Genomic DNA, 11,758 nt, shown 5'->3' on the forward strand with positions numbered 1-11,758 from the left:
TTTACTAATTTTTTAAATCTTTTTATTCACGGAGCTTTTGAGCGTATTCAGCCCATCTTCAAATGCTTAATTGTTTTTGGATAATGCCAACCTCAATTGCATGAAATTTTCGAATTTCCGTTTCGGCAAACTTTGCAATGACTTTATGAATCAGTGGCACAGATATATCTAATTTCCATTCTTGCTGAATTTTGATGTTGTTCTGTGCTTCAAGCAGTTTGGTCTTAAAAGTGACAATCCCTGGAAGATTGGCTTTGAGTGAAGACTCAGAACTGAGTTTTTCCAAATCCCAAAGGTCATTGCGCTGTAAACGAAATGCGCCTTTTAACAGCTTGCGAATGATGTCAGGGATGTCTAAATCCAAATTGTAAGCACGTTCTAAGCGATAGTTTTGCCCTGAAATTTCTGAAAGCTGAATATCTAATTCAGTACAGGGAATGCGCTGACAAATATCTTCGTGAAAAGCAGGGCTTTTAAATTTTTGCTTGGCCTGCGTGATATTGATATCACGCAGTTCAGACTCAATTGTGAAAAAATAATCCATTATGTTTTCCTTGATGTGATGCAGTTAAAACAATAAATATCCTTAAAATTTCAACATCGACTTTCCAATGAACTATGTTCAAGGGTTAAGGCTTTTCTTTAAGCAATACGATGCTTTTGTCGTCCCAAATCAATCTTGCCATCTGCGCTTTGAATCGATGATTCAACTTCATCGCCAATGCACAGGTATCGGCCATTACTTTTTTGTTTTTGAATAAAAATTTGCCATTTCTTTTGTTCAGGCAGAAGAGCAGAAACTTTGACTAAAAGCGGTGAAGGGATTGACAGCGCACAGCCTGAAGGTGTCCCGGTCATCAGCACATCGCCGGCATTAAAGTTCACAAACTGCGACATTTCTGACAAAGTTTCGGCAGGTTTGTACACCATATTGCGGGTGGAGTCTTGCTGACGAGTCTGCTGATTGACTTTTAAACTCAGTTCAAGCTGGTCTAAGTAATGCATTTCATCTGGTGCTAATAAGCACAGCACAGGACCAAGCGGGCAGAATGTGCGATAGCTTTTACCTTTGTAAAATTGGGTTTCTGGAATTTGCACATCGCGTGCAGAAATGTCATTGCCAATACAGATACCTGCCACATAGTCATGCAAGTTATACGCATTCACGTTGATTTCCGTACTGATGTCTTGTTTCAGCACCAAGCACAGCTCGATTTCATAGTCCAGAAGCTGTACATGTTTGGGCTTTATAATTTCACCTGTAGGTGCATGAATCGAGGCACTGGATTTGGTGAAAAACATATTAAATTTTTTGGCATCGGGGTCCATGCCTGAATCAATCATGTGCTGGCGGTAGTTTGCACCTTGGCAAATGATTTTTTGATTGGAGGTGATTGGACTGAGCCATTGCACTGCAGATGCGTCAATCGGTGCATCTATGTCGATGTTGCTACAAATATGATCTAAACCCAATTGGATTAAATCACCTGTGTTAGAGATTTTTTGAAGTTCAGGTTTTAAGGTGAAGTAAGCGCTGTCGACTTGTACGCCCCAAAAGCTTGCATTTTTTTGCATATAACGAACGATATTGAGAGCCATTTTTTAAACTTTTTACACTATTATTGAACACCAATGTATAAAATATAAATTAAACGATCAATTAAAATTTACAAAATATTTTAAAAAACACTTATTGCAAATTTGAACACTATTGTTCAATATGTTGGTTAATTAAACAATTCAAGGTCAAAAAAGATGGATTTACAAACAATAAAAGGACTTAAAAGTTATTTTGTGGAATTTGGCACACGAAAAGTGTTTGTCAGTGAAGCAGGTGAAGGCTTCCCCATTTTGATGCTGCATGGTGGCGGTGCAGGTGCTACAGGCTTATCTAATTATTCAAAAAATATTGAATATTTAGCCCAGCATTTCCGTGTCATTGTGCCGGATATGCAAGGTTATGGTCAGTCCAGCAAAGGCGTAAAACGTTCAGATCCTTTTGGTGATTTGGCAGAAGTGATGCTCGGATTGCTCGATCAACTGAAAATTCCGCAGATTCATATTGTCGGTAATTCACTTGGTGGTGCATGTGCTTTACGTATGGCATTAGAAGTGCCTGAGCGAGTGACTGCTTTGGTTCTTATGGGACCAGGTGGCATCAATACCACACGTGGATTACCCACCAAAGGTATACAGCACTTATTAAATTATTACGGTGGTGAAGGACCATCGCGTGAAAAGTTAAGAACCTTTATTCGTGAATATTTGGTTTATGACGGTTCACAAGTATCGGAAGACTTAATTGAACTGCGCTACCAAGCCAGTATTGACCCTGAAATGATTGCATCACCGCCTTTACAGCGTCCGAATGGTTTAAAAGGCGCAATCCGTATGGATTTCACCCGTGACCCACGTTTAAAACGCTGTAATACACCGACCTTGGTGCTGTGGGGCTCAGATGACAAAGTGAATCGGCCAAGCGGTGGCGAAACTTTACGTCAAACCATGAAAAATTGTGATCTGTACTATTTTGCACAAACAGGACATTGGGTGCAGTGGGAACGTGCCGAACAGTTTAATGCGGTGACCTGTAGTTATTTGCAAATACAGACCCCAAGCACATTCTCAGGAGCTTGATATGAATATCTTTGGTCAGGTCAAAATCGGCTATTTGATTGCAGAATCGAATAAGTTCGATGAGTGGATTGATTTTGCTCAAAAATGTTTAGGATTAGCATTGTCTGAACGTACTGAACAGCATTTGAGTTTTCGTATTGATGATTATCAAAAACGCTTGATGATTGTCAAAGGCGCACAGGAAGATGTGACGCATCTAGGGGTACAGCTTGCAGATGACGCCGTACTGAATGAAGTATTACAGCGTTTTGATACTCGAGGCATTAGTTATCAGCAAGGCAGTGCTGAGGATGCGGAACTTCGAGGCGTCAAAGCTTTTTGGTTTATCCGTGGCCCTAAAGACATTCAACTTGAAATATTTGTAGATGAAATTCGTAGTGATGCGCCTTTAGAGACCAAAGTCAGCGGTTTTTATACCGATGCCAGCGGGATGGGGCATGTTGCACTGACCACACGTAAGCCTGAAAAAATGATTCGCTTTTGGCAGGAGTTTTTTGATGCACGTTTAACCGACAGCGTTGAACAAAAAATCAATGGGGTGATTTTAGATGTCAGTTTCCTGCGTTTAAATGAACGTCATCATTCTGTGGCGGTGGCACGTACACGCGGCAATGTACAGCTCGATCCAATCCGCACCCGTGTTCAGCATGTCAATTTTCAGGTATTGGAATTAGAAGATGTCAATGCATCTTACCAACGCTGTAAGGATTACGGCTTTAACGTGGTTTGGGATGTTGGACTACATACCAATGACCGTGAAATTTCCTTTTATGTGGCAAGTCCATCCGACTTTGAAATTGAACTGGGTTGGAACCCGATCAAGATTGATGAGCAGACATGGAAACCGACCAAACACACCTCGATTAGTGTGTGGGGGCATAAACCACGTAAAGCCACACCGATACATGGCATTTTGCATGAATTTGGCAATGTGCAACGTGGCTTAAAATCCTTAAAACGTGACGAATATTCACCGATTTAAGCCCTAAAACTGAGCTTCACAAAAAATCGGAAAAGCTTGAAAAAGGCTTTTCCTAGGAAAACTCCGCCTGAAAAAAGGTAAATACAATGAAAACGACAAAAAAAACAGCAGATAAAATGATTGATGTGGTGATTTCAGGACTCGGCCCAACAGGTTTGGTTTTGGCGCATATTTTAGGACAACGTGGTCACCAAGTGCTGGTGCTAGAACGTGAGCCAGTATTCTATGGAAATGCGCGTGCTGTTTATACCGATGACGAATGTATGCGTATTTTCCAATCGATTGGCATGGCGAATGAAGTACATAAAGACATGCTTGTCGATACACCTGTGCAGTTAACCCGCCCTGATGGTACGGTGATGTCGCAATATAAACCGCTACAGCGCCCGAATGGCTGGCCAATCATTAACTTCTTTTATCAGCCATATTTGGAAACCACGCTGACCAAAGGTTTAGAAAAATATCCAAATGTGCAAATTTGCCGTGGTCGTGAACTGATTAATTTTAGCCAAACTGCAGATCATGTGCGTGTGACTCACCAAGCCACACAGCAATATCGTTTCAGTGACAGTCATGGCGGAAAAGCCGAAGCGGAAGGTGATTTAGATCTGCAAGAACTGACAGCACGCTATTTGATTGGTGCTGATGGTGGACGCAGTACGGTACGCGCTAAACTTGCCATTGAAATGACTGGAAAGAATTTCCCTGAACCGTGGTTGGTGGTCGATTTACAGCAAAAAGACCGCAATAAAGGTCTCAGACATTTGCCTTATTTTAATTTTGTGGTCGATCCAGATTTACCTATGGTGAGCTGTGTACAGCCAGACGGTTTTCATCGCTTCGAATTTATGCTTAAAAAGGGTCAAACTGCTGAATATATGGAGCGGCCTGAAACCGTACGTGAATTGCTCACGAAATATGTCAATCCAGATGATTTTGAAGTGAAGCGTAAACTGGTTTATACCTTCAATGCTTTGGTGGCAAATCAATGGCGTGCAGGACGTGTCTTCCTTGCGGGTGATGCTGCACACATGACGCCACAATTTATGGGACAAGGCGCAAGTTCAGGCATTCGAGATGCACATAATTTGGGTTGGAAACTCAGTGAAGTGTTAAATGGTCATGCAAGTGATCGTTTACTCGATAGTTATGAAAATGAACGCCGTTTGCATGCCAAAGCCATGATTGATTCATCGGTATTTTTAAAAGATATCGTCTCGATGACCCATCCAATTAAATCTAAACTGCGTGATACGGTGATGAAAACCGTACAAGCGGTGCCTGCATTAAGGCAATGGATGGACAATGGCGCGTTTAAACCAACTCCTGTCTATGCCAAAGGTCAATATTTAGGTTTGACGCGTCCGAAGCGTTATTCACCTGAAGGGAGTTTAGCGCCACAGCCTACAGTACGAGATACCCACGGCAAGCGAGTCTTGCTGGATGATATTTTAGATAATCGTTATGCCTTGATTGGACTCAATTGCGATCCAACGGCAAGCCTGTCTGCCGATGCAAAAAAAATTCTTGCAGATTTGAATACCAAATCACTACTGATTTATAGCTACGCCACCCGTCCACAAGGCTTAACTGTGCGTAATTTTAATCAAGATTTGCAGGAAGTCGAAGATATTGAGCAAGCTTTTGCCCAGTGGATGAAAAAATCAGCATCACACAAGGATCAAAGTATTGTGCTGCTCCGGCCTGATCATTTTGTTTTTGCACTGGTATCACCTGAACAATTGAATATGGCGGTTCAGCAGTTGAAATTACAGCTGGATATACCGACGCAAAAAGCAGCCCAAATGCCAAAGCAGGAGTTATTGGCATGACGGACAATAAATTTTATGAAGCTGCCCAAGCCATTCGACAGGCACGTGAAACAGGACAAGCGATTGCCCGTATTTCGGAAAACTTTAACATTCGAAATATGCAAGAAGCATATGCTGTGGCTTGGCTGAATACGGAAACGAATATCGCCAATGGCAAACGCATCGTAGGCAAAAAAATTGGTCTGACTTCAAAAGCCGTACAGACCCAACTCGGTGTAGATCAACCTGATTTCGGCATGCTTTTCGATGATATGGAATATCTGGATCAAGACCAAATTCCAAGTGCTCGGCTGCTTCAACCCAAGGCAGAAGCAGAAGTGGCCTTTATTGTAGCCAAAGACTTGCCAGTACATCGCCCATCATGGACTGAATTTTTGAGTTGTATGGGGCATGCTTTAGCCGCCATCGAAATTGTCGACAGTGTGATTGAGAATTGGAATATCAGCTTGGCAGATACCATTGCTGATAATGCTTCCTGTGGGTTGTATGTCTTGTCTCAGCAACCCATTGCACTGACGGATGTCAATTTTGTCGAATTACCCATGCAGCTGCTTAAAAATGGTGAAGTAGTTTCTACTGGGCAAGGTTCAGCTTGTTTAGGCAATCCATTACGTGCTGCTTGGTGGTTGGCCTGTACCATGGCTGAACAAGGACAAAGCCTGAAAGCAGGTGAAGTGATTCTCTCGGGTGCTTTAGGGCCAATGGTTAGCATACAAAAAGGCGATGTGCTTGAAGCACAGATCGGTGCATTAGGCACGGTTCGTTGTGAATTGATCTAAAACGCTGAAAAAACATCTATCAAAATACATATCGATAAGAGCAAGAAGATGAAAAAAATTAAAAGCGCCATCATCGGCAGTGGCAATATTGGCAGTGATTTAATGATCAAAATTCTGCGCCAAGCCCAGCATGTCGAAATCAGTGCTGTTGTCGGGATTGATCCCGCATCCGATGGTTTGGCACGTGCGCAGCGATTGGGTGTTGCAACTACACATGAAGGTATTGAGGGTTTGGTTCAACTACCTGAATTTGCAGATATTGACCTGATTTTTGATGCGACTTCTGCTCAGGCACATATTCAAAATGATGCATTCTTACGGCAGCATAAACCCAATATTCGTATGGTAGATTTAACACCTGCAGCCATCGGGCCGTATTGTGTGCCCGTAGTGAATCTCGATCAGCATTTAGTACAAACCAATGTCAATATGGTCACTTGTGGCGGTCAAGCCACGATACCAATTGTTGCCGCAGTTTCAAAAATTGCTAAAGTGCACTATGCGGAAATTATCGCCTCGATTTCGAGTAAATCGGCAGGGCCAGGTACACGCGCCAATATTGATGAATTTACAGAGACAACATCTAAAGCCATTGAAGTGATTGGTGGCGCTGAAAAAGGCAAAGCAATTATTGTATTGAATCCTGCTGAACCACCTTTGTTAATGCGAGATACAGTCTATATTTTATCTGAATATAGACATCAAGATTTAATTCAACGTGCCGTTGAAGATATGGTAGCGACTGTCAACGCATACGTTCCTGGTTACCGCTTAAAACAAGAAATTCAATTTGAAATTATTCCTATAGATCGACCTTTAAATATTGCAGGGCTAGGTTTACGTTCAGGCATGAAAACCACAGTCTTCTTAGAAGTTGAAGGCGCTGCACATTATTTACCTGCATACGCGGGCAATTTAGATATTATGACCTCGGCAGCCTTGGCCACCGCTGAAAAAATTGCACAACATTTGCAACAAGGAGCAGTGGCATGAAAAAGCTATATATTTCCGATGTGACCTTACGTGATGGCAGTCATGCCATTCGTCATCAATATTCTATTGCACAAGTGCAAGCCATTGCCAAGGCCTTAGATCATGCCAAAGTCGACAGTATCGAACTAGCACATGGCGACGGTTTACAAGGTTCGAGCTTTAATTATGGTTTTGCTGCCCATACCGATTTAGAGTGGATTGAAGCTGCGCATGATGTTTTAACCCATGCACAAATTGCAACCTTACTTCTACCTGGTATAGGCACCATTCATGATTTAAAAGCCGCCCATCAAGAAGGGGCTAAAATTGTCCGTGTCGCGACACATTGCACAGAAGCTGATATTTCCAAGCAACATATTGAATATGCAAGGCATTTAGGCATGGATACCGTGGGTTTTCTAATGATGAGCCACTTAACTACGCCTCAGGCTTTGGCACAACAAGCCAAATTGATGGAAAATTATGGGGCTGAATGTATTTATGTGGTGGATTCTGGTGGTGCGATGAACATGCAAGACATCCGTGAACGCTTTAGAGCACTCAAAGATGTGCTTAAACCTGAAACGCAAACGGGTATTCATGCCCATCATAATTTAAGTTTAGGCGTAGCTAACTCCATAGTTGCAGTAGAGGAAGGCTGTGACCGTATTGATGCCAGTTTGGCAGGCATGGGGGCAGGTGCGGGGAATGCACCGCTTGAAGTGTTTATTGCCGCAGCAGAACGCATGGGTTGGTATCACGGAACAGACCTCTTTACTTTAATGAATGCAGCCGATGATTTGGTTCGTCCGCTACAAGATCGGCCTGTTCGTGTCGATCGTGAGACTTTGGCACTCGGCTATGCGGGTGTATATTCAAGTTTTTTACGACATGCTGAAATAGCAGCGCAGCGCTATCAACTGAATACGGTCGATATATTGGTCGAACTGGGTAAACGCCGTATGGTGGGTGGTCAAGAAGATATGATTGTGGATGTGGCATTGGATTTATTAAAAAATAAAACCGCATAAATCGCAGATTTAAGGAAGAATAAAATGAGTCAGGTCAAACTTAATGGCAAGGTTGCATTGATTACAGGTGCCAATTCAGGCATCGGCCGCGAAACAGCTAAACAATTGGCACTACAGGGCTATCATGTCTTTATCACTTGCCGTAATTTTGCGAAAGCAAAACCCGTATTAGATGAAATTGATCAATTGTCCGATCAAACTGCCAAAGCGGAATTTATTCAATTAGAACTGAGTGATTTAAACTCCGTAAAAGCCTGTGCTGAGAATTTTCTCAGTCGTAATTTAGATTTGCATCTATTGATTGCAAATGCAGGTGTTGCAGGGCAAAAGGGTTTAACTCAATCAGGTTTTGAATATACCTTTGGTGTATGTCACGTCGGGCATTTTTTATTGGTGAAATTGCTGACGGAAAAACTCATTCAATCTGTACCTGCACGTGTGGTTGTGGTGGCGAGTAAAGCACATCGACATGCTAAAAATATTGATTTTGGAAAATTATTACAGCCAGCAAGTAGTCTCGGTGCAATGCAAGAATATTGTACGGCTAAGCTTGCCAATGTTTTATTTGTCAAAGAACTTTCCAGACGTTTATACAGTACAGGGGTAACCGTTTACGCCGTACACCCGGGAATTGTAGCCACAGATATATGGCGCAGTTTGCCTAAACCTTTGCATAAAGTAATGAACCGCTTTTTATTGACACCTGAACAAGATGCGACAACCTCTTTGCACTGTGCAACCAAAGCACAACTCGCAGGTGAATCAGGTTTGTATTATGAGCAATCTAAAGTGGTTCAATCCTCAGCAGTTGCACAAGATATGCAATTGGCAGAACAACTTTGGGAACATAGTGAGCATTGGGTAAAGAGCTATGTATAAATGAAATCACGCATGGAAATGATGGATTTATAAATCATAGCTTCAGTGTATGAATGCCATATATTTTTAAATAACTATGCTAATATTTGTTCAAATTTAAGCTTTTTGTTCAAAAGGTTTGCTATATGGCAATTTCTGCGTCACAAAAAAGAATCCATCGTGCTGCATTACGTTTATTTGCAGAAAAAGGTTCAAGTGCAATTACAGTCAGTGAATTGGCAGAAGTTTCGGGTGTGGCACGTGGCACAATTTATAATAATGGGCTACGTCCAGACAGCTTATTTGAAGATATTGCCTCACAGCTTTCAAATGAAATGAATGCCCGTGTCATCAAAACCTTAGGTGCAGAGGAAGATGCTGCCAAGCGAATTTCTTTTGGTATTCGCATGTATATGCGCCGCGCCCATGAAGAGCCAGATTGGGGGCGTTTTTTATGTAAATTTGCCTTTAGTTCTAAGTCATTAATGGGACTTTGGACAGGTGAATCATCGCCATTATCTGATATTCAAAAAGGTTTAGATTCAGCACGCTATAACATAGAAGGCAAACAAATTTTTGCAGTCATGAGCATGATTGCAGGCACGGTGCTTTCATCTATGTTTTTGGTGCTAGAAGGCTTTAAAACATGGCGGGAAATTGGTTCTGAATCTGCTGAACTGATTTTGCGTGCATTGGGTCTAGATCCAGCAGAAGCTCATCACATTGCCAATATTGAATTGCCTAATTTGAAGGAGGTCTAAGTGAACTATAAAGCGGAATGCAATATAAATAATACGAAATACTTAACCTATGACTTTGCCTAAGCTTTATAATCGTTAAAATTTTCTTGATTGATGCATTATGCGTTCTGCGACATGGATAACAGTCTTAGTTGGATTGTTCATGTTCCAAAGCCTTTGGAACGTGGCAGCCGCTTTCTGTGTGCATGAAGAGCAAACTCAAGTTGTTCAAAGCTATCATTTTGGTCATCATCAAAATACCTTATGCGTCAGCAGTGAAAAAAATCTACAGCATTCATTACATCAAGCATCTGATGAATCTAGTAGCAAACCAGTCAAAAATATCGCTAACGATCTGCAACTTGGTGAAGATCATCAAGACCATTTGCCGTCTATGACGCATTTGATTGTACAAAATCAACAATCGATTCTTTTTATTGCACATCAGGCCTTTGAATATTCGCCAAAATTTGTTTGGAAGAATCTTTATCAAGCCCCTGATTTATTACTGCAAACACCTCCTCCTGTTTATGCCCCGCTAATGGCGGGGTAGCCTAAAAAATTCCCGCCACTTTTTTTAATAAATGAGTGGGAAAAATCATGTCTTTATATTTTACGGCGTTTATACGTCTAGGCTTAGCTGTCGGTATTTCGACGGCCTTACAAAGTACTTTTGCGGAAAATGTCAGCAGTTTTGAATCTGCATTTGCCAAAGTACAAAACTACCAAGCACAAACAGATATTTGGCAACAACAACAGCAAATCTCTGATTTTAATGTGCGCCAAAGCAAGCTCTGGCAGAACCCAAGTCTATCGATTGAACAAAATGGTTTTGGTAAAAATCAAGATCAAGAACTCAGTATCGGAATCAGCCAGCCATTGGATGTATTCGGTCAGCGTAAAATCAATCAAGCACTCGCGAGTACCTCTGCACAGCAAATACAGTTGCAACAGCAAATTTGGAATGCACAAAGTCAGTTGATTGTGAAGTTTGCATGGTCACAGCTAGCCATCGCTCAAAATGAGCAATCGATTTACGCTACACAGCTCAAACTCAGCAAATCTAATTTGGACAGTGCACAAAAACGTTATCAAGCAGGCAGTATCGCTTTGGTGGATGTGGAGCGTGCTCAAATTGAAGCTTTGGAGATACAACGTCTATACCAACAGGCGCTTTTAAAACAGCAAACTGCGGCGCGTCAGCTTTCTAATTTATGGGGTGAAACTACGTCGCAAATCGCGTTGAATAACAGCGTTACGCCTTGGCCTGAACAGAGCCAAAGTTTAGTTGAGCGTAATTTATCGGAAAGTTGGCTACAAAAATTGTATGCCTTGAATGTTCAGCAGGCAAATCAGCAAATTGAACATTTAAAAGTACAGGCACGTCCAAACCCAACCCTAAATATGGGCATGTCACGTACCAAGTCTCCAACTGACGCCAATGATACGGCCTTGGTACTTGGTGTGGATATTCCGCTCAATATTTTTAACCGCCAGCAATATGCCATTCCAATGGCGCAAAAACAGCAAATTTTATTAAATCATCAGCAACAGCGCGAGTTAAAACAGCAAGTTTTGGACATTGCCAATAGCATTCACCAGCTTAAAGGTCTGCGTATGCAGTTTGATGCCACAGGCAATCAGATTGGTTTGGCTGAAAAGGTTCAAAACCGAACTTTGCAAGGTTTTCAGGCAGGTAAATTTGCTATTACAGACGTACAGCAAACCACAAAACAACTCCAAGACCTTCGACTTAGCCAAATGCAAATTTTGGCGCAGGCTTGGCAAAGCGCACTCAGTGCTGAAGCCTTAAGTATTGGAACCAGTTATGAAGAAATCAGCCGTTCAGATGCTTATAGCCAACTCAATAAGAAAGCCATTGAGGCATCCCAAAATCTCATCAACAGCGCATCAGCACAATAAGGCA

The 11,758-nt window shown here is 41.9% G+C and carries 12 protein-coding genes; 10 read left to right on the top strand and 2 right to left on the bottom strand.

All coding sequences use genetic code 11. The features are described 5' to 3' along the window. Positions 1 to 58: 58 nt before the first annotated feature. A complete protein-coding gene (locus EXE29_RS01550) occupies positions 59 to 544 on the bottom strand; it encodes an SRPBCC family protein (protein WP_106984328.1) in 486 nt (161 codons plus the stop codon). 98 nt (positions 545 to 642) lie between these two features. Further along, a complete protein-coding gene (locus EXE29_RS01555) occupies positions 643 to 1,599 on the bottom strand; it encodes a fumarylacetoacetate hydrolase family protein (protein ID WP_120363745.1) in 957 nt (318 codons plus the stop codon). 156 nt (positions 1,600 to 1,755) lie between these two features. Between EXE29_RS01555 and EXE29_RS01560 the strand changes: the two genes are divergently transcribed. The 10 genes from EXE29_RS01560 to EXE29_RS01605 all read left to right on the top strand — a co-directional run bounded on the left by EXE29_RS01560 (position 1,756) and on the right by EXE29_RS01605 (position 11,754). Next, positions 1,756 to 2,637 carry an alpha/beta fold hydrolase gene (locus tag EXE29_RS01560; protein ID WP_120363746.1) on the top strand — a complete coding sequence of 294 codons (882 nt, stop codon included), beginning with the start codon at positions 1,756 to 1,758 and terminating at the stop codon, positions 2,635 to 2,637. Position 2,638: 1 nt separating this feature from the next. Beyond that, positions 2,639 to 3,619, top strand: a complete 981-nt coding sequence (locus tag EXE29_RS01565; RefSeq protein ID WP_120363747.1) for a VOC family protein — start codon at positions 2,639 to 2,641, stop codon at positions 3,617 to 3,619. Positions 3,620 to 3,705: 86 nt separating this feature from the next. Beyond that, the gene (gene mhpA / locus EXE29_RS01570; RefSeq protein WP_120363748.1) at positions 3,706 to 5,451 is read left to right on the top strand and encodes a bifunctional 3-(3-hydroxy-phenyl)propionate/3-hydroxycinnamic acid hydroxylase MhpA; all 1,746 of its coding nucleotides are present in this window, start codon (positions 3,706 to 3,708) and stop codon (positions 5,449 to 5,451) included. Continuing rightward, positions 5,448 to 6,230: a 2-keto-4-pentenoate hydratase gene (locus EXE29_RS01575; RefSeq protein ID WP_120363749.1), complete on the top strand. Its 783-nt coding sequence runs from the start codon at positions 5,448 to 5,450 to the stop codon at positions 6,228 to 6,230. Before mhpA ends, EXE29_RS01575 begins: the two co-directional genes overlap by 4 nt. A gap of 48 nt (positions 6,231 to 6,278) precedes the next feature. Next, entirely contained in the window at positions 6,279 to 7,223 is a 945-nt protein-coding gene (locus EXE29_RS01580) for an acetaldehyde dehydrogenase (acetylating) (RefSeq protein ID WP_120363750.1), read from the top strand. Continuing rightward, positions 7,220 to 8,233: a 4-hydroxy-2-oxovalerate aldolase gene (gene dmpG, locus EXE29_RS01585; RefSeq protein WP_120363751.1), complete on the top strand. Its 1,014-nt coding sequence runs from the start codon at positions 7,220 to 7,222 to the stop codon at positions 8,231 to 8,233. Before EXE29_RS01580 ends, dmpG begins: the two co-directional genes overlap by 4 nt. Positions 8,234 to 8,257: 24 nt before the next feature. After that, entirely contained in the window at positions 8,258 to 9,112 is an 855-nt protein-coding gene (locus tag EXE29_RS01590) for an SDR family oxidoreductase (RefSeq protein WP_120363752.1), read from the top strand. Positions 9,113 to 9,237: 125 nt separating this feature from the next. Continuing rightward, positions 9,238 to 9,852, top strand: a complete 615-nt coding sequence (locus tag EXE29_RS01595) for a TetR/AcrR family transcriptional regulator (RefSeq protein WP_120363753.1) — start codon at positions 9,238 to 9,240, stop codon at positions 9,850 to 9,852. A 100-nt stretch (positions 9,853 to 9,952) separates the two neighbouring features. Then, the gene (locus tag EXE29_RS01600) at positions 9,953 to 10,384 is read left to right on the top strand and encodes a cation efflux protein, CzcI-like (RefSeq protein ID WP_213072621.1); all 432 of its coding nucleotides are present in this window, start codon (positions 9,953 to 9,955) and stop codon (positions 10,382 to 10,384) included. 47 nt (positions 10,385 to 10,431) lie between these two features. Next, on the top strand, positions 10,432 to 11,754 hold the full coding sequence (locus tag EXE29_RS01605; protein ID WP_120363755.1) for a TolC family protein: 1,323 nt from the start codon (positions 10,432 to 10,434) through the stop codon (positions 11,752 to 11,754). Positions 11,755 to 11,758: the final 4 nt, after the last annotated feature.

Origin of the sequence: Acinetobacter sp. WCHAc060006 (assembly GCF_004209135.1) — a bacterium.
GTDB lineage: Bacteria > Pseudomonadota > Gammaproteobacteria > Pseudomonadales > Moraxellaceae > Acinetobacter > Acinetobacter cumulans.

Bases quoted from the DNA above. Each gene is read 5' to 3' on its own strand.
- EXE29_RS01550 (WP_106984328.1), bottom strand. From the start codon at position 544: ATGGATTATTTTTTCACAATTGAGTCTGAACTGCGTGATATCAATATC.
- EXE29_RS01555 (WP_120363745.1), bottom strand. From the start codon at position 1,599: ATGGCTCTCAATATCGTTCGTTATATGCAAAAAAATGCAAGCTTTTGG.
- EXE29_RS01560 (WP_120363746.1), top strand. From the start codon at position 1,756: ATGGATTTACAAACAATAAAAGGACTTAAAAGTTATTTTGTGGAATTT.
- EXE29_RS01565 (WP_120363747.1), top strand. From the start codon at position 2,639: ATGAATATCTTTGGTCAGGTCAAAATCGGCTATTTGATTGCAGAATCG.
- mhpA (WP_120363748.1), top strand. From the start codon at position 3,706: ATGAAAACGACAAAAAAAACAGCAGATAAAATGATTGATGTGGTGATT.
- EXE29_RS01575 (WP_120363749.1), top strand. From the start codon at position 5,448: ATGACGGACAATAAATTTTATGAAGCTGCCCAAGCCATTCGACAGGCA.
- EXE29_RS01580 (WP_120363750.1), top strand. From the start codon at position 6,279: ATGAAAAAAATTAAAAGCGCCATCATCGGCAGTGGCAATATTGGCAGT.
- dmpG (WP_120363751.1), top strand. From the start codon at position 7,220: ATGAAAAAGCTATATATTTCCGATGTGACCTTACGTGATGGCAGTCAT.
- EXE29_RS01590 (WP_120363752.1), top strand. From the start codon at position 8,258: ATGAGTCAGGTCAAACTTAATGGCAAGGTTGCATTGATTACAGGTGCC.
- EXE29_RS01595 (WP_120363753.1), top strand. From the start codon at position 9,238: ATGGCAATTTCTGCGTCACAAAAAAGAATCCATCGTGCTGCATTACGT.
- EXE29_RS01600 (WP_213072621.1), top strand. From the start codon at position 9,953: ATGCGTTCTGCGACATGGATAACAGTCTTAGTTGGATTGTTCATGTTC.
- EXE29_RS01605 (WP_120363755.1), top strand. From the start codon at position 10,432: ATGTCTTTATATTTTACGGCGTTTATACGTCTAGGCTTAGCTGTCGGT.